At 68.7% G+C, this 18,670-nt stretch carries 11 protein-coding genes; 5 read left to right on the top strand and 6 right to left on the bottom strand.

Annotation, left to right across the window (positions count from 1 at the left end):
- Positions 1 to 194: 194 nt before the first annotated feature.
- Complete coding sequence (locus L3078_RS28090) at positions 195 to 5,114, top strand: DEAD/DEAH box helicase (protein WP_239756724.1); 4,920 nt, start codon at positions 195 to 197, stop codon at positions 5,112 to 5,114.
- Positions 5,115 to 5,409: 295 nt separating this feature from the next.
- Here the strand turns inward: L3078_RS28090 and L3078_RS28080 are convergent, their stop codons facing one another.
- Both L3078_RS28080 and L3078_RS28075 read right to left on the bottom strand, forming a co-directional pair.
- A complete protein-coding gene (locus L3078_RS28080) occupies positions 5,410 to 5,619 on the bottom strand; it encodes a DUF397 domain-containing protein (protein ID WP_239756723.1) in 210 nt (69 codons plus the stop codon).
- The gene (locus tag L3078_RS28075) at positions 5,616 to 6,479 is read right to left on the bottom strand and encodes a helix-turn-helix domain-containing protein (protein ID WP_239756722.1); all 864 of its coding nucleotides are present in this window, start codon (positions 6,477 to 6,479) and stop codon (positions 5,616 to 5,618) included. The genes L3078_RS28080 and L3078_RS28075 overlap by 4 nt, the downstream gene beginning before the upstream one ends.
- 146 nt (positions 6,480 to 6,625) lie before the next feature.
- Here L3078_RS28075 and L3078_RS28070 point away from each other — a divergent pair, with 146 nt between their 5' ends.
- Positions 6,626 to 7,063 carry an ATP-binding protein gene (locus L3078_RS28070; protein ID WP_338059572.1) on the top strand — a complete coding sequence of 146 codons (438 nt, stop codon included), beginning with the start codon at positions 6,626 to 6,628 and terminating at the stop codon, positions 7,061 to 7,063.
- Positions 7,064 to 7,194: 131 nt separating this feature from the next.
- Entirely contained in the window at positions 7,195 to 10,749 is a 3,555-nt protein-coding gene (locus tag L3078_RS28065) for an nSTAND1 domain-containing NTPase (protein WP_239756720.1), read from the top strand.
- 9 nt (positions 10,750 to 10,758) lie between these two features.
- Here L3078_RS28065 and L3078_RS28060 read toward each other — a convergent pair whose 3' ends face one another.
- A complete protein-coding gene (locus L3078_RS28060; RefSeq protein ID WP_093789479.1) occupies positions 10,759 to 11,058 on the bottom strand; it encodes an NIPSNAP family protein in 300 nt (99 codons plus the stop codon).
- A 304-nt stretch (positions 11,059 to 11,362) separates the two neighbouring features.
- Here L3078_RS28060 and L3078_RS28055 point away from each other — a divergent pair, with 304 nt between their 5' ends.
- Both L3078_RS28055 and L3078_RS28050 read left to right on the top strand, forming a co-directional pair.
- Positions 11,363 to 12,268, top strand: coding sequence for a helix-turn-helix domain-containing protein (locus tag L3078_RS28055; protein WP_239756719.1), 906 nt, complete (start codon positions 11,363 to 11,365; stop codon positions 12,266 to 12,268).
- 44 nt (positions 12,269 to 12,312) lie between these two features.
- On the top strand, positions 12,313 to 12,912 hold the full coding sequence (locus tag L3078_RS28050; RefSeq protein ID WP_239756718.1) for a Uma2 family endonuclease: 600 nt from the start codon (positions 12,313 to 12,315) through the stop codon (positions 12,910 to 12,912).
- An 18-nt stretch (positions 12,913 to 12,930) separates the two neighbouring features.
- Here the strand turns inward: L3078_RS28050 and L3078_RS28045 are convergent, their stop codons facing one another.
- The 3 genes from L3078_RS28045 to tuf all read right to left on the bottom strand — a co-directional run bounded on the left by L3078_RS28045 (position 12,931) and on the right by tuf (position 18,592).
- Positions 12,931 to 14,010, bottom strand: a complete 1,080-nt coding sequence (locus L3078_RS28045; RefSeq protein ID WP_239756717.1) for an endo-1,4-beta-xylanase — start codon at positions 14,008 to 14,010, stop codon at positions 12,931 to 12,933.
- Positions 14,011 to 14,024: 14 nt separating this feature from the next.
- Positions 14,025 to 17,207 carry a glycosyl hydrolase 115 family protein gene (locus L3078_RS28040; RefSeq protein WP_239756716.1) on the bottom strand — a complete coding sequence of 1,061 codons (3,183 nt, stop codon included), beginning with the start codon at positions 17,205 to 17,207 and terminating at the stop codon, positions 14,025 to 14,027.
- A 191-nt stretch (positions 17,208 to 17,398) separates the two neighbouring features.
- Positions 17,399 to 18,592 (bottom strand): elongation factor Tu, encoded by a 1,194-nt coding sequence (tuf, locus tag L3078_RS28035; RefSeq protein ID WP_115906452.1) that lies wholly within the window; start codon positions 18,590 to 18,592, stop codon positions 17,399 to 17,401.
- Positions 18,593 to 18,670: the final 78 nt, after the last annotated feature.

The raw sequence follows: 18,670 nt of genomic DNA, 5'->3' as shown, positions 1-18,670 counted from the left end.
AGGTGCTCTGTGACGATCGTCGCGGCAACCGCGTCGGCGACGCCGAGCACAGAGGTTCCCCCGTCGTCCGTTCCCCTCTTGTCAGTGCGCCGGACTACTGTGCTGGGAAGTCGGCCTAGCCGGCCTTCCAGACGCCTTCGGGTCATACCGGGCTGAGCAGAGAGCGAGCCTCCGTGTCCACCACCGTGCATGACGTGCTTCGGGTGATTCGCGAGAAGTCGAGGACCAATCGAGAACTCGGGACCGCCTTCGAGCGACTCATGGTGCGCTTTCTCAGTACGGACCCGGTGTGGAGCGAGCAGTTCAGCCGTGTGTGGATGTACGGCGAGTGGCCGGGCGCGGCCGGTAGCCACACGGCCGGTAGCCAGAAGGATCTCGGTATCGATCTGGTGGCCCAGGAGCGGGAGACCGGCGCCCTCTGGGCGATCCAGTGCAAGTGCTACGAAGCGGATCACACGGTCCAGAAGCCTGACATCGACTCCTTCTTCACCGCCTCCGGACAGGGCGGCTTCGCCCGCCGTCTGATCATCTCGACGACGGATAAATGGGGCCCGAACGCCGAGGCGGCCCTGTACGGCCAGCAGCCCCCCGTACAGCGGCTCGGTCTGTCGGAGATCGCCGCGAGCCGGGTGGAGTGGCGACTGCCCGCGAGCGGCGAGGCAAGCGGGGTGGAGCTCTCCTTGCGGGGCAAGAAGTCTCCCCGCGCGCACCAGCGCGAGGCCATCGACGCGGTGTTCGAGGGCTTCGCGGAGCACGAGCGCGGCAAGCTGATCATGGCCTGCGGCACCGGCAAGACGTTCACGGGCCTGAAAATCGTGGAGCGGTTGGCGGCCGAGCGGGCCGCCGGCGGACTGGGCGAGCACACCCGGGTCCTCTTCCTCGTGCCCTCCATCGCGCTGCTCTCGCAGACTTTGCGGGAGTGGAGGTCGGAAGCCGAGACCCCGCTGCGGGCCTTCGCGGTCTGCTCCGACGCCAAGGTCTCCCGGGGCCAGGTCGACGCCGACGACCTGGACATGGCCACGCATGACCTGGCGCTGCCCGCCACCACGGACCCCGCCCGCCTGCTCGCCCAGGTCGAAGGCGACGGGACCGAGCCGCCCGCCGGTCCCGGCCTGACGGTGGTCTTCTCCACCTACCAGTCGATCGGCACGATCGCCAAGGCGCAGGAGATGGGACTCGACTCCTTCGACCTGATTCTGTGCGACGAGGCGCACCGGACCACGGGCGTCACGCTCGCGGGGCACGACGAGTCGAACTTCGTCCGGGTCCATGACAACGACGTCGTACGCGCCACCCGCCGCCTCTACATGACGGCGACCCCGAGGATCTACAACGAGGACACCAAGGCGGACGCCAAGGACGCCTCCGCCGTCCTGGCCTCGATGGACGACGAGAGCCTGTACGGCCCGGAGTTCCACCGTCTCGGCTTCGGCAAGGCCGTCGAACAGGGCCTGCTCACCGACTATCGGGTACTCATCCTCACCGTCGACCAGGACGTGGTCGCCAAGTCCTACCAGCAGGGTCTGGCGGCCGGCGGCCCCGAGCTGAACCTCGACGACGCCGCCAAGATCATCGGCTGTTGGAACGGCCTGGCGAAGCGCACCGGCACCTTCGGCGACGGCACCCACTTCGAGCCCGGCGAGGAGCCGATGCGCCGGGCGGTCGCCTTCGCCCGCTCCATCAAGGACTCCCAGGCCGTCGCCAACCACTTCAACGAGATCGTCTCCTCGTACCAGGACGCGGACGACGAGCTGCTGAACTGCGATGTCCAGCACATCGACGGCACGTTCAACACACTCCGCCGCAACGACCTCCTTGATTGGCTCAAGCAGGACCCGGGCCCGAACAACGCCCGCATCCTGTCCAACGCCCGCTGCCTGTCCGAGGGCGTCGACGTCCCGAACCTGGACGCAGTCCTCTTTCTTCAGCCGCGCAACTCCGTCGTCGACGTCGTGCAGTCCGTCGGCCGCGTGATGCGCCTGGCACCGGACAAGCGCTACGGCTACATCATCCTGCCCGTCGCCGTCCCCGCCGGAATGTCCCCGGAGGAGGCCCTGGCGGACAACCGCCGCTTCAAGACCGTCTGGCAGGTCCTCCAGGCCCTGCGCGCCCACGACGACCGTTTCAACGCGTCCGTCAACCAGATCGAGCTCAACAAGAAGGCCCCGAACACCATCGGCATCGGCACGATCGGCGCCGGGGACGAATCGGTCGGCGACCGGGACGGCAGCAGCACCCAGGAAAGCGCCCAGGCCAAGAAGGACAAGGAGCGGCAGTCCGCCCAGTACGTCCAGGACCGTCTGGAGTTCGACGAGGCGTGGCGCACGGCCATCTACGCCCGGATCGTCGACAAGGTCGGTGAGCGCACCTACTGGGAGCAGTGGGCCAAGGACATCGCACTGATCGCGGAGCGGCATGTCGCCCGCATCAGGGCGGGCCTGACGGTCCCCCACAAGGCGGCGGCCTTCAGTGAGTTCGTCGAGGAACTGCGCTCGAACATAAACCCTGGTGTCACCGACTCCGACGCCATCGACATGCTCGCCCAGCACCTCATCACCAAGCCGGTCTTCGACGCGCTGTTCCAGGACTACGCGTTCGCCGACCACAACCCCGTCTCACAGGCGATGCAGCGGATGCTGGACGTCCTGGACGACGACACGATCTCGGCGGAGGCCAAGACCCTTGAGGGGTTCTACGAGTCGGTACGGGTGCGCGCGGAGGGCATCACCGACCACGAGGGCCGCCAGCGCGTCATCACGGAGCTGTACGAGAAGTTCTTCAAGACGGCGCTGCCCAAGACCGCGGACGCGCTCGGCATCGTATACACACCGACCGAGGTCGTCGACTTCATCCTGCGCTCGGCCGACCAGGCGCTCGGACGACACTTCGGCCGGTCTTTGTCCGACGAGGACGTACACGTACTCGATCCGTTCACGGGCACGGGCACGTTCGTCGTACGGCTCCTCCAGTCCGGCCTGATCAAACAGGCGGACCTGCTGCGCAAGTACACGCGTGAACTGCACGCGAACGAGATCGTGCTGCTGGCGTACTACATCGCGGCGGTCAACATCGAGGCGGCGTTCCACGACCTGTACGCGGAGGCCAGGGCGGACGCGGCTGACACCGGGGCCGACGCGTACGTGCCGTTCGAGGGCATCGTCCTGACGGACACGTTCCAGCTCGCGGAGTCCGAGGAGGGGCGGCTGTTCGGGGACGTGCTGTCGGGGAACAGCGAGCGGGCGCGGAAGCAAATGGGGCAGGACATCCGGGTCGTGCTGGGGAATCCGCCGTACTCGGTGGGGCAGGACAGCCAGAACGACGACAACCAGAACATCAAGTACGAGGCCCTGGACGACCGTATCCAGGAGACCTACGCGGCCAGGTCGACGGCGAAGAACAAGAACTCCCTCTACGACTCCTACCTGCGCGCCTTCCGCTGGGCCTCGGACCGCATCAAGGACGAGGGCGTCGTGGCGTTCGTCTCCAACGGCGGCTACATCGACGGCAACACGGCGGACGGCGTCCGCAAGTGCCTGACGGACGAGTTCGACGCGGTGTACTGCTACAACCTGCGCGGCAACCAGCGAACGGCCGGTGAGCTGTCCCGCAAGGAGGGCGGCAAGATCTTCGGTTCCGGCAGCCGCAACACGGTCGCCGTGATCGTCCTGGTCAAGGGCGGCCGCACGGATGCGCCGCGCGGGCTGTTCTACCGGGACATCGGGGACTACCGCAGCCGCGAGGAGAAGCTCGGCCTCATCGCCGGGCAGAGCCTGGAGACGGTGGAGTGGGAGCGGATCACACCGAACGCGGACGGTGACTGGATCAACCAGAGGGACGAGCGGTTCGCGACGTTCGCTCCTATCAGCGAGACCGCCGCTCGGGGCCGAGCCATCTTCGCGCTTCACTCAGCCGGGCTCCAGACCAATCGCGACCCCTGGGTTTACAACTTCTCCGAGCAGCGGCTCCGCGAGAACGTTGAGTCGATGGTGGACTTCTACAACGAGCAGGTGACTGGTTTTCAAGAGCACTGCAAGGTTTCAGGCGTTACGCAGCCTCAAGTTGCCGACGCGGACCGCTACATCGACCGCGATGCGGAACGAATCAGCTGGTCGTCGAGCCTGATCGCGAAGCTGGCGCAGGGCAAACGTGTGGAGTACTCCCCGGAACGCGTCACCACGGGCCTGTATCGCCCCTTCAGCCGCCAAGCCGTGTATTTCGACCGAGATCTCAACCACCGTCCTGGCAAGATGCCACAGCTATTCCCGTCGCCGGACCACCAGAACTTCGGTTTCTACATCACCGGCACCGGCTCCGAAGAACCCTTCTCGGTGTTGATGACGGACGCGATCCCCGACCTCCACGCCGTCGGCACCAAGAGCGTGGGCCCGCACTTCGCCCGCTACACCTACCGCGAGCTCGCCGTAGAAGGCGGCTTCGACTTCGGCGACGAAGACGGAGGCGCCGCCTACGAGCGCATCGACAACATCACGAGCGCCACCCTCGCCGCGTACCGCAAGACGTACGCGGACACGGCCCCCGACCTGACGACGGACGACATATTCTTCTACGTCTACGGCCTCCTCCACTCCCCCGCCTACCGCGAGGCCTACGCCGCCGACCTGAAGAAGTCCCTGCCGCGTATCCCGAAGGTGCGCGCCTTCCGGGCGTTCGCCGAGGCCGGCCGCCAGCTCTCCGAGCTGCACATCAACTACGAGTCCGCGAAGCCCTTCGGCGGCATCGTGAGGACGCTCACCAACACCCGTCCGGACATGCCCCAGGACGAGCTGTTGCGGGTGACGAAGATGAAGATCCCGAAGGTGAAGGGTGTCCAGGACCGGACGCGGATCGTCTACAACAACCACGTCACGCTGGAGAACATCCCGGAGGAGGCGTACGAGTACCAGCTCGGCGCCCGTTCGGCGATCGAGTGGATCATCGACCGGTACCAGGTGAAGACCGACCCAAAGTCCGGCATCGTCAACGACCCCAACGATTGGTCCGACGACCCGGAGTACATCGTCAAGCTGCTCATGCGCGTCGTGACGGTGAGCCTCGCGACCATCGAGATCGTCAAGCACCTCCCGCCGCTCGACATCATCGAAGACGCCGCCTGACTCGACGAGAACGCGTCCCGTGCCGACAGCACTCCGGCAGGGGACGCCTCCGACACGCGTATACGCCTACCGCGTGAAGGTCCCCTGAACCGCACTCTGATCGACATCGACGACGCGCTACCGGCCTTCGCCCAGCAGCGGCTGGACACCAGGACCAAGCGAGACACCATCAACCGAGCCCGTGCGTTGCACTGGCTTCAAGCCAATGCTGACGGCTTCCTCGACTTCGAGGTATTCGAAGCCAGGGAGCGGGCAGGGCGGTGACCTATCTCGCCGACACCTCTGCCGTCCGCCGTCAGCCCCCGGCGGCGTACGACACGAAGTCCGCCCAGGCGGTCGGCGTGAGCGTGAGCCCAGGAAGCCGTATGTCCTTCGAGTCACGGACGTGGATGATGCCGGGGGCGTGGGCGATCTCGACGCAGGACTCACCGTTGGTGCCGTCGCTGTAGCTGCTCTTGAACCACGCCAGTGCGGAGGCGTCTCCGGCGGAGGCCTTGCGGATCATGTCTCTCCCAGCAGTTGCTCGATGAAGGCCAGCGACTCCCGTGTGGGGAGAGCTTGCGCTCGGATGGTGCCGTACAGCAGCTCGATGATGCGCAGTTGCCGTAGATCGGAGACAGGCCGTCCCTGAAAGACACCGTCGGCGCGTCCCACTGCCGTGCCGTCCTCGAACTTCAGCAACTCGACCCGTCCGTCCAGTCCGGGGTGCGCGCCGCTGTTGGTCGGCATCACCTGGAGCGTCACATTACGCATCTGGCCCACCTCCAGCAGACGGTGGAGTTGCTGCCGCCACACCATTGTGCCTCCGACTTCCCGCCGCAGCGGGGCCTCTTCCAGCACGAAGGCAATCGAAGGTGCCGGGGCCCGGTCGAACACCGCTTGGCGCGCCACACGAGCGGCGACCATCCGCTCCACGTCGTCCGGTGAGTACGCCGGCTTCCATGCCTCGATCAGAGTCCGCGCGTGTTCCGGCGTCTGCAACAGCCCACTGAGGCTGTTGCAGACGTACACCCCGATCTCAACCGCCTGCCCCTCCAGCTTCCCCAGTTCCCGCACCTTCTTCGGGTACCGGACCTTCTTCACGTCCTCCCAGGTGGCCGAGATGAGCCCGCCCGCCTCCAGCATCTCGTCGGACTTGTCCAGGTACTCCTGCCGGGGAATCCGCTTGCCGGACTCGATCTTGTAGACCAGGTCCTCGCCGTACCCGATCGCCACCGCGAAGTCAGCGACCCGCATCCCGACGGCCTCGCGCCTCAGCCTCAGCTGTCGCCCCACGGTCTCGACGACCGCGACGCCCCAGTCATCGTCCGGGTCCACCTCCCAACCCGGCTCGTCCGTAGCGTCCTTGAGCCCGTCCACACTCATCGCGCACCCCTCCGCCGTACCGCCGTGACGTAACGCCCCCTACCCGTACGCCGGTTCCGGACAGGCTGGACAGCGCCGGACAAGCCCTGGACAGTAACCGTACGTACCGGCTTAGTCACTGTTCACACTAGGCGCGCACCGCCACGCTGAGTGACGTGAATCCGGAAACCGTCGCCCCCGACACCGAACTCGTCAGTCCCATCCGCAACTTCAGCGTCCGGCTGTCACCCACACCTCGCGGAGCCCGCCTCGCCCGCCTCCTCGCCACCGAGCAACTGCGCGCGTGGGAGCTGCCCTTGCACCCGGCGGACCACCTGGTCGCCGAGCTGGCGGCCAACGCGGCGACGCACGGACGGGTCCGGGGTCGTGACTTCGATCTGACGATGTACGTCATCGGCGTCACCCTCCGCATCGAGGTGACGGACACGCGCACCGAACGGCTGCCCCACCCCGAACCCCCCTCCCCCGAAGCCGAGTCCGGCCGAGGCCTCCTCCTCGTCGAGGCTTTCGCCGACCGCTGGGGCACCGCGCCGGGAAGGCCACCGCGCAAGACCGTATGGGCCGAGGTGAAGCTCGCACCCTGAGCCGATCGCCTGGTGATGGCCGAAACCCGTACGCGCCGTTGAACACCGCCGCGAGCCCCCAGAAGATGGTCATGAACGGGTGACGCGATGCCGGTCTTCGGGGCTGGTACGACGGGGGTGGGCGGTACTCGATGAGGAACCGTATGCAGGTCGTGCTCCAGGTCCTGCTGGCGCTGGTCGCCTGCTTGCTCGGGATCGCCACCAACTACGCGACCAGTACCGACAACGCTCCCTGGGCGCTGGAGGCCATTCAGCGCTTCTCCGTTCCGGCCATCGGCGTACTGATCCTGGCGCTTGTGGTCGGGCAGGTCGTCGCCCACCGGCTGGAGAATCCCGCGCCCCCGCGGATCGAGTGGCCGCGTGACAGGGTTCCCTACCCGGGGCTCGACGCGTTCGACGAGGACGAGGCGGCCGTCTTCTTCGGCCGCGAGGCGCAGGCGGCCGAACTGACGCGTCGGCTGCATGCCACTGCCGCCAGCCCGGCGGAACGGTTTCTGGTGCTGGTCGGGGCCTCCGGAAGCGGAAAGTCCTCGCTGGTCCGAGCCGGGGTGATGCCCCGGCTTCGGCAACGCCGTTGGACCGTCGTGCCGGCCTTCGCCCCGGGCGCCGGCCCGCTGGGCGCCCTCGCCGGGGCGCTGGCGGCTGCCTCGGAGGGACAGGAACCGGCGAGCGCCGTGCTGCGCAGGCTTCGCCTGGGGCCGGACGCGCTGCGAGCCGAGTTGGCGCGGCTGCGTGGTGGGCGGTTCCGGCGGATACTCCTCGTAATCGACCAGTTCGAGGAGGTCGTCACCCTGGCGGGCGAGCGGGAACGAGCCCAGTTCCTGGAAGCGCTTCGCAACTGTGTGGACCAGGACCCGGCGGTTCGGGTCCTGGTCACCCTCCGTGTGGATCTGCTCGGCAGGCTCCTCGGCACGGGGCAAGCAGAGCTGCTCCAACATCCCATCGCCATCGGAACTCTGGGCCGGGCCCAGCTCGTCGAAGCCGTTGAGCGACCCGGCGCCCTCGTCGGGCTCCGCTTCGAGTCCGGTGTCGTCGACTCGATCGTCGGCGAGACCGGGACGGACGACGCGCTTCCGCTGCTCGCCTATCTCCTACAGGAGTTGTTCTTCGCCGCTGGCCCCGGCGGGACGGTGACCGAGGAGCTGTACCAGCGGCTCGGCGGAGTGCCCGGCGCGCTCGCGCGCCAGGCGGACAACACCGTGACCGGGCTCGGTGCGGGCCTGGGCATCGACTCCGTCCTCCGGGTCCTGCTCAAGTTCGTCACCGTCGAGGGCCAGGACGTGGCCCGTCGCCATGTGCCGTTGTCCGAACTCGACGAACGGGACCGCCTTGTCGTCGACGCCTTCGTCGAGGCCCGGTTGTTGCGCACCGATGCCACGGGTCGCGGTTCCGCGACCGACGGTGAGCCGTTCGCGCAGGTCACCCACGAGGCGCTGTTCCGCCAGTGGGCCCCGTTGCGGCAGGAGGTCGAGGCCCGGGCCGAACGACTCCGTGAGCGCGCCGAACTGGAGCGGTGGGCGGCCGACTGGGAGCGGGCCGGACGAAGTGACGACTATCTCCTCACCGGGGAACGTCTCACCGCGGCCCGGCGCTGGCTCGAAGCGCTGGAGGAATCCGGGCAGGCGTCCGCAGCCGCCCGCGCGCTCGTCGAGTCCTCGCAGCGCCGTGACCTGACTTTCCTGAGCAGGATCTCCGACAGCATCGGCCGTCAGGTTCTGCTGAGCGCCCAGAGCGAACCGGAACGTTCCCTGCTGCTCTCGCTCGCCGCGCTGGACGAGTGCGCACCCACGCCCTCTGCCAGGCGTGGGCTGATGGCGGCGCTGGCGGCGAGTCACCTCCGCTCGCGGCTCGACGGGCACACGGACACCGTTCGGCACATCGCCTGGTCTCCGGACGGCCGCATGCTGGCCACGGCCTCCAGGGACGGCACCGGCCGCGTCTACGACGCGCTCTCCGGACGCCCGTTGCTGGTTCTGCCGTGCGACGGCGTCATGGTCGAGTCCGTCGCCTGGTCACCGGACTCGGCGAGACTGGCCACCGTCGGCCGTGACCGGGTCGTCCGTATCTGGGACGCCGCCTCAGGGGAGCCGGTCGGGCTGCTCACCGGTGCCGAGGACGTCAGCAGACAGGTGGCCTGGTCGCCGGACGGCAGACATGTCGCCGCAAGTTCCAAGGACCGGGTCGTACGGGTCTGGGAAGCCGATACCGGGCGGCTCGCGCACGAACTACGTGGGCACTGCGAAGACATCTGGGGCGTGGCGTGGTCACCGGACAGCAGCCGCCTCGCCTCCGCCTCCCACGATCAGAGCGCGATCGTCTGGGACCTGGCGACAGGGGAGGCGGTCACCACGCTCACCGGGCACTCGGACTTCGTCGAGGGCATCGCCTGGTCGCCGGACGGGCGGCACATCGCCACCGGCTCCGGGGACCACACCGCCCGCATCTGGGATGCCGGGACCGGCGAACTGCGCCTGTTGCTGCGCGGACACACCGACTACGTCTGGAACCTGGCCTGGTCGCCGGACGGCCGCATGCTGGCCAGTGCCTCTTCCGATCGCACAGTGCGCATCGTGGACACAGCGGACGCCAAGGTCCTGGCCGTGCTGCGTGGCCACGCCGACACGGTGTGGGGCGTCACCTGGGCACCCTGCGGGACCGCGCTCGCCACCAGCTCCAGCGACGGCACCGGCATGGTGTGGGACCTGCGTCCGCGTGGTGCCGAGACCGTCATGGCCGACGGACACCGGCGCCCGGTGAACCAGGCTGCCTGGTCCGGTGACGGCAGCCGTTTCGCCACGGCCTCGGACGACGGCACCGTGCGTGTGTGGGACTCGGACACCGGCGTCGTGGCCGGACCGGTGACCGAGGTGACGGACCGGGTCTGGGCCGTCGCCTGGGCTCCGCAGGGCGAACGGCTCGCGTTCGGCACCAACAACGGCCAGTTCCGGATTGTCGACGGACACGGCGGCACACTGTTCGAACGACAGGGCGAGGTCGTCGAGGGGTGCGCATGGTCCCCGGACGGCGGCCGGATCGCCACCGGTGGTCACGACGGCGCCGTGTGTGTCCTGTCCGCACGCGATGGCACCCAGCTGCTGAAACTGACGGAACACCAGGACTGGGTGGGGCGCTTGGCCTGGTCGCCGAGCGGGCGGCGGCTCGCCAGCAGTTCTGACGACCGTACGTGCCGGCTCTGGGACATCGAGGAGGGGCGTCAGTTCACCGTGTTACGCGGCCACGAGAACTACGTCGAGGACGTGGCCTGGTCACCGGACGAGACGAGGATCGCCACCGCTTCGGCCGATTGGACGGCCGCCGTGTGGGATGCCGCCACCGGACGGCGCATCGACGCGCTCAAGGGGCACGAAGGGCGGCTTCGCGCCGTCGCCTGGTCACCCGACGGCCGGTACATCGCCACGGCCTCCGACGACGGCACCGTACGGGTCTGGTCCGCCTCCACCCTCAAGGAAATCGCCGTAGTCGGCGTGCACCAGGACAAGGTGACCTCCGTGTCCTGGTCCCCGGACGGTGCACGACTGCTCACAGCATCGGCCGACGGGACGGCGCGGGTGTGGCGGGCGGAGCCGGACTACGACGGGCTGGAGGCGACCGCCCGGGGAAGGGTCTTCCGCACCCTCACGCACGAGGAACGGCGGCAGCATCTGCTGTCGCTCGACCCCATGTGACGTCGTGCATCAGTAGACCTGTTCGATGGTGAGCTCGTCGTCGCCGACGAGGTAGTCGTCTGGGTTCAGGCCCATGGCCTTGCGCTCGGGCGACGACCAGTACAGGGCATTGCGCTCGGCGAAGGTCTCCGGACCGTCGTACGAGATGAGCCAGATGAACCGGTTGCTCTCTCGATCCACCCAAGCTCCACCGATCGTGAACCCCAACTCCAGCCGCAACGGCACGATTTCGCTCCGCCAACGCTGCACCCACTCGTCGAGCAGACCGTCCCGGACGGTGTACGTGCGCAGTTTCGTGGTCTTCGGCATGGCAGACATCCTCTCCGAGCCGTGAGGTGCGAGTACTACCGGAACCCGGAAATGTGCGCTCCGGTGCGGCGGACGGTCTTTCCCCAAGAACCCCGGGAGAGAAAGAACCCCACCAAACCCCACCCCTCCTCCCGCCCGGCAGGCCGCCTCACCCTCGCGGGTGAACATCGCCCACTCGGCTGGATTCGGGAGCGGTCACCTGCCCTACGCTCGGCGCAACACAACCGCAGACAGACAACGGCCCCCGCCGGGACGGCAATCCCAGTGCGAGGGCCTGACCACCAAGGAAGAGAACAGCTTCCCGATGGATACGCAGCACCCTAGCGCGCCCCCGCGCGCCCACGCCCGGCTTGCCGACAACAACCACCCGAAACGGCACCCGGACCAATCCCCCTCCGGCGGCGGCCTGATCCACGACCACACCCGCCACACCACCCGCTTCACGGTGATCGGCAACCACCTCGCCCAGCACCCGGAACTGTCGCTCCTCGCGATCGGGCTGGCGACGCACATCCAGTCGCTGCCGAAGGGCGCCCGCGTCGACATCAAGAGCCTCGCGGCCCGCTTCAAGGAGGGCGCGACCCGGATCGCCGCAGCGCTGAACGAGTTGCAGGACCACGGCTACCTGCGCCGGGAGCGCGTACGCATCCCCGGCGGCCGGATCGTCACCCGCACCACCTCCTGCAATCAGCCCGGCCGCAGTCACGCGGCGGACGAGCCCGCACGCCCGGCGCACGCGCCCCGGAAGGACCGCCAGGACCCGAAGCAAAAGACCCCCCGCAAGCCCCTCCCCGCCGTCCCCCAGCCCGCCTACCGCTCCCCCACCCTGCTCCAGACCGCCACCGATCTCCTCGCCGACCTGCGCCGCACAGACCCCCGGCTGCTGTTCTCCGCCTGCGACGCCGCGCACCTCGCTCCAGGCGTCGCCGCCTGGCTGGAGCGCGACCTCACCCCCACCGCCGTACGCCACGCCCTGACCGACGATCTCCCGAACGAGCCCCTCCACCGCCCGGCCGCGTTCCTGGCCCACCGGCTCATCGCGCAGCTGCCGCCCCTGCCGCCGTTCCGGGAACCCGCGTCACCACCTGCCGTCCACTACGACATGACGAACTGCGACGGCTGCGACCGCGGCTTCCGGAGCCCGCAGGGCAGCCGCTGCCGCGACTGCACGTCCGATCCCGTGCACCCGCATGGAGGCCGCCTAGCATGAACGTGACGATCCTTGCCCACGGGCCCACACGAGGAGCGAGCGCCATGACCATCGCCTCGGACAACGCGCAGCACGGCGCCCCCCACGTCTACCGGGCCATGCGGGACTTCGTTCAGTCGATGGACGACACCCTCCCCGGCAAGTTCGAGATCACCAAGGAAGGGATCGTCCACGACATGATGTCGCCCATCGGACCGCACGAGCTCACCGTGCTGCGTCTGCGGAAGCGCCTGGAAAAGGTGATGCCGGAAGAGATCGTGGCCCATACCGGTGAGCCGGACGTGGAGGGCGAGGCCGAAGGCATCATGCGACGCCCCGACGTGATGGTGATCGCCGAAGCCGACATGGAGGTCGAGGGAGCCTTCGAGCCCCGCACCATTCACGCCGCCGTCGAGGTCGTCTCCCGCTCCAACCCGGACAACGACTGGGTCACCAAGATGCGCGACTACCCCCTGCTCGGCATCGCCGTCTACGCAGTCTTCGACCCCCGCACCGGCACAGGCGCCGTCCTCACCGACATCCACGCCACCCCGGACGGCCCGCGCTACGCCACCCGCAAGGACTTCGTCTACGGCGAGGACGTCACCATCGCCGACTGGACCATCTCCACGGAGAACCTGCCCCTCTACCCGGACAAGGGCTGACGACGCCGGGCGCCGGGATCACCGCCCCACCGCAAGCCCCTCCCGCAGCGCCCCGTACGCCGGCTTCCTCCCGTACTCCTCGTCCATCGGAGTCGCAGAGCCCTGGCCCTCGAAGACGCCCGGCACCCAGGAGTACTTGTCCGTGAAGCCCCACACGGTGAAGGACCCGCAGCTCCGGGCGCCCAGACAGGCGTCCAGCAGCCGCCGGTAGTACTCCGCCTGGGTCGCCTGCTTCGCCTCGTCCGCCGGCAGGATCATCCGCACGTCCACCTCCGTGAACGCCGTCCGCATCCCCAGCGCCTCGAAGCGGGCGAGGTTCTCGGCGACCTGCCCCGGGAAGCCGTACTGGATCGCGAGGTGCCCCTGCGCGCCGAACCCTTGCACCGGTACGCCCTCCGCGCGCAACCGCTTCGCCAGTTCGTAATACGCCGTGGACTTCGCGTTGACGCCCTCCACGTTGTAGTCGTTGAGGAAGAGCTTCGCCTTCGGATCGGCGGCGTGGGCCCAGCGGAACGCGTCCGCGATGTACGACGGGCCCAGCTCACGCAGCCAGATCGAGTTCCGCAGGCTGCCGTCCTCCTCGAAGACCTCGTTGACCACGTCCCACTGCTGGATCTTGCCCTTGTACCGCTTCACCTCGGTGGTGATGTGCTTGCGCAGGATCCCGCGCAGCTCCGCCGCGCCGATCGACCCGTCGGCCACCCCCGCTGTCAGCCACCCCGGCAGCTGGCTGTGCCAGACCAGGGTGTGCCCGCGCACCACCTGCCCGTTCGCCCGCGCGAAACGGACCAGGTCGTCGGCGGCCTTCCAGTCGTACACCCCCCGCTGCGGCTCCACCGACTCCCACTTCATGACGTTCTCGGCGGTCACCGAGTTGAACTCGCGTACGGTCGTCCGGCGGTACGTCCGGTCGTCGGCGAGGGCAGCCATGTCGACGGCCGTGCCGATACGGACCCCCGCCCGGTCGGCGAGCGTCCGCAGCGAGGGGCCGGAATGAGGTCCGTGCGCCGAGGCCGGCTGCGCGACCACGACCGTGGACAGCAGAGCCCCGGCGACCACCCCGAGCGCGGGCAGGCGAAAACGGTTCAGGTACGTCATCCTCAAGTCCCTTCTCAGATCCGGCGGCTCTCCAGCGGCCCCAGATACGTCGGCGTCAACCCGCCCGTGTCGATCACCAGGCGCTGCAGCACCACCGTCGGATCGACCATCCAGAACGTCAGCCGGTGCGCCCCGGGCCCGGCGATCGCGTGCCGGGTCACCGTCACGTTCACGTTGTCCGACGTGTTGCGCGCCCACTGCTTGTTCATGACCCCGTCGTCGGCCCCGGTGACGGCGTTGATGTCGACGACCTGGGGTTCCCCGCCGTCGAACGACACCCCGTACCGCAGACCGCCCGTCGCGAGCGCCGGATTCCTCGGCGACACGTACGCATGGACCGTCACCTCGTCCACGTCCGACAGGAGAGCGACCTCGTACTCCAGCCGCGGCCCCGCCCCGCCCGGCGTCTGCCGGGCCGCCGTCACGGGCCACGGCGTCACTCCCGCCCCCGTACGCCCGATCCGTTCGATCCGGCGCCAACGCACCCGTCCGTCGGCCGACCCCACCGCCCGCGCGTAGTGCTCCGCGTCGATCGCCACATAGCCGCCCGCCTCGACGAACCCCCGCAGCCCCCGGACCTCCCGCGCCGACGGCTTCTCCGCCACGGCCTTCACCGTGACCGAGGCGCCCGCCCCGCTCACCGTCAACGCCCCCTCCGCGCGCCCCCCGCCCGGCACCCGCGCCCAGTCCACCCGCACCGCCACCCGCACCTGCTCCTCGACCCGCCCCCGCGACCGCTCCACCACCAGCCACGGCACCGACGACTCGATCCGGTACGAGTAGGGCGTACGCCCCCGGTTGAAGATCTCCACGTACTGCTGGGGCCTGGTCTGGTACGGGCTGAACACCGGAAGCACCGCCTCCGCGACACCGGCACCGGCACCGGCACCAGGCCACCACTCCCCCGCGTCATCGGCCCCGTCGACCGACACCCCCAGCCCGGCGGCCTCCGGCACCTCGATCCGCCGCACCTTGGGAAAGATCTCGTCCGGCAGCGCCACATGGTCCTTCTCCGGCTGCTGCCACCCGGCGTTCGGGCCGTACCGCTCCACGTCCCCGTACCCGATGTGCGGCTGCGTCTGGAAGCCCCGCCACTTCCCGCCCGCCACCTCGGAGTTGAAGTGGTCGGCGAGCGCGAAGTCCCGCTCCAGCCCCTTCTCCGCCTCGGCCGCCAGACGATTCGTCGCCGCCCGCCCCTGCCGCGCGTACAGCAGGTTCCGGAACTCGGCCTCCCGTAACCCGTACAGGTTCGCGGTCGCGGCCACCTCGTACCCGACCAGCTCGAACCACGCGTCCAGCACGGCCGCCGGGAGCCGCCGCCCCACCCGCTCGGCCCGCTTCGCCAGGGCCCGCCACTCCTCCGTGACGCGCTCCAGCTCACGGTGACCGAAGTAGTACGGCGTCTCCTGGTCGTCGTAGACGATCGCCCGCTCGTCCTTCGTGGGGTCCTTCGTCGTGTCGAGGGTGATCCGGCGGTTCAGCAGTTCGGGCTTGCGGCGGGCCTGGAGCTGCCCGTAGACGCTCAGCACCTCGGCGATCTCGGCGGCCGTCTCCTCCCCGAAGTTCTGCCGCGCGAACCGCCGCTCCCACTCCTCCAGCCGGTCCTGGCCCCAACGCCCCGGATTCCAGGCGTAGTCGAGGAAGAACGTGGTGGGCAGCTCGTTGCCCTTCAGATCGCCGACGTTCGCCACCCACAGCCCGTGATTGCCGTAGGCGTCGGCCTCGTGGAGCTGCTCCCACAGATTCGCCAGGTTGACCGTGTCGACCCACTTGTAGTTGCGCCCGACCCCGACGTAGTCGAAGTGGTAGTACAACCCGTACCCCCCGGCCCGTACGGGCTCCCCGGGGTCCGGATGCTTGCGGATGTTCCCCCAGTTGTCGTCCGTGAGGACGACGGTCACGTCGTCCGGCGCCCGCAGCCCCCGGTCCCAGTACCGCTGGACCTCCTTGTAGAGGGTCCACACCTGCGGGGTCTCCGAGGCGGGCCGCCCCGTCTCCTCCTCGATGATCCTGCGCTGCGCCGCGATGATCTCCTGCATCAGCTCGATGCCGTCGCCGTCCGGGAGGCTCGTGTCGCCGTTCCCCCGCATCCCCAGCGTGATGACGCCCTCGAAGCCCTGGTCCACCATGCGCCGGATGCCGTCGCGCCAGTACGCCCGGACGGCCTCGGCGTTGCGCCGGTACGACCATTCCCCGGTGCCCCCGTAAGGGTCGCGCCCGGGGGTGACCACGTTGCCGGAGCTGTCCCGGACCGCCGGCACGGCATGGCGGTTCCACTCCTCGATCCCCCGCATCATGGGCGCCTCGTGAGACGTGCCCATGACAATCCCGTACTCCGTCGCCCGGGCGTGGTTCTCCGGATCGTCCTCGGCGAAGGCCCGCCCCCACACCGCCGGCCAGACGTAGTTGCCCTTCAGCCGCAGCAGCGCCTCGAAGACCTTGGCCCAGAAGTCCGCGGTGAAGCCCCCGGGGTACCCCGGCGCCTTCCCGGGCCCGAAGTACGCCGGCGCCCACGTCCCGAGCGCCGGGTTCTCGTCGTTGATGAAGATCCCCCGGTACTTCACGACCGGCGTCCCCTGACTGAACCGCCCCGGCCGCACGTACACCGCGTCCCTCCGGACCGGCGGCACGTCGTCCCACCAGTACCAGGGCGAGACCCCGATCCCGTACGAGACGTCGTACGCCCCGAAGATCGTGCCGCGCGGGTCGCTGCCGGCGATGACGAAGGCCCGCCGCACCCCGGGCATCGGCCGCTCGACAACCGTCTGCAACGAGGTCTCCCACTTCCCCCGCACCCCGCCGACATCCAGCTTCCCGGCCTCGATCAGCCCGTCGATCAGGGGACTCCGCCCGATGGTCCCCACCAGAACCACCTCCCGCGCGACCTCACTCCCCGGCCGCACCCCCGTCACCCGCGCGATGTCGTCCCGCAGATCCCCCGCGACCCGAACGACACCGGGGTGATCCTCGGAGCTGACCACGACCGGGGCCCCGACCAGGGAAAACCCACCCGCCACGGGCGAGAAAGAGAGATACGCCCCCGGGTCCGTCACCCGCGGAGTCCCGCCGGCCCCCTCGGCCCCCACACCCTCGGCCCACGCACCCTCGGCCCACGCACCCCCGGCCCCCAGCGACAACACCGGCACGGCACCGATCCCCGCTCCGAGCACACCCCTACGGCTGACGTACCCAGACATGCCACACCCCTCGATCCCGTATTTGGTCAGCGGCATGACAAATAGTGAAGGGAGTGACCGGCGGGGGGAATGGGTCGTGACCGTCGAATAGTTTCGAAGCCCGCACAGCGAAAGGGCCCGTACGACCGAAGTCGTACGGGCCCCTTCAGGAGCTCAGCTGGTGCTGGAGCTACCAGGTCAGATCGACAAGCTTACTTGTTGATCTTGGTGACCTGGCCGGCGCCCACGGTCCGGCCACCCTCACGGATGGCGAACTTCAGGCCTTCTTCCATGGCGATGGGCTGAATGAGCTCAACCTTCATCTCCGTGTTGTCGCCGGGCATGACCATCTCGGTGCCCTCGGGGAGGGTCACCACGCCGGTCACGTCCGTCGTACGGAAGTAGAACTGCGGGCGGTAGTTGTTGAAGAACGGCGTGTGGCGGCCACCCTCGTCCTTGGACAGGATGTAGGCCTGGGCCTCGAACTCGGTGTGCGGCGTGACCGAACCGGGCTTGATGATGACCTGGCCGCGCTCGACGTCCTCGCGCTTGATGCCACGGAGGAGCAGACCGACGTTCTCACCGGCCTGGCCCTCGTCGAGCAGCTTGCGGAACATCTCGATGCCGGTGACCGTGGTGGTGGTCTTCTCGGTCTTGATACCGATGATGTCGACGGTCTCGTTGACCTTGAGGACACCACGCTCGATACGACCGGTGACGACGGTGCCACGACCGGTGATCGTGAAGACGTCCTCGATCGGCATCAGGAACGGCTTGTCGACGTCGCGCTCCGGCTCCGGGATCGCGGTGTCGACGGCGGCCATCAGGTCCAGGACCGACTGGCCCCACTCCTTGTCGCCCTCGAGCGCCTTGAGCGCGGAGACCTTGACGACCGGAACGTCGTCGCCCGGGAACTCGTACTCGGAGAGCAGCTCACGGACCTCGAGCTCGACGAGCTCCAGGATCTCCTCGTCGTCCACCATGTCGGCCTTGTTCAGGGCGACGACGATGTACGGAACGCCGACCTGGCGGGCCAGGAGCACGTGCTCCTTGGTCTGCGGCATCGGGCCGTCGGTGGCGGCGACAACGAGGATGGCGCCGTCCATCTGCGCCGCACCCGTGATCATGTTCTTGATGTAGTCCGCGTGACCGGGGCAGTCGACGTGGGCGTAGTGACGGGTCTCCGTCTGGTACTCGACGTGCGCGATCGAGATGGTGATACCGCGCTGGCGCTCCTCGGGAGCCTTGTCGATCTGGTCGAACGCCGAGGCCTCGTTCAGGTCCGGGAACGCGTCGTGCAGCACCTTGGTAATGGCGGCCGTGAGGGTCGTCTTACCGTGGTCGATGTGACCGATGGTGCCGATGTTGACGTGCGGCTTAGTCCGCTCGAACTTCGCCTTCGCCACTGGGGTCCTCCTGGGAGTGGTTCTGGTACGCCTTACTTCATCGGCGCCAGGTGATCTTTGCTGGATGGCCCGGATCCA

The organism is Streptomyces deccanensis (assembly GCF_022385335.1).
Lineage (GTDB): Bacteria > Actinomycetota > Actinomycetes > Streptomycetales > Streptomycetaceae > Streptomyces > Streptomyces deccanensis.
This window is presented reverse-complemented; position numbering and strand designations above follow the sequence as displayed.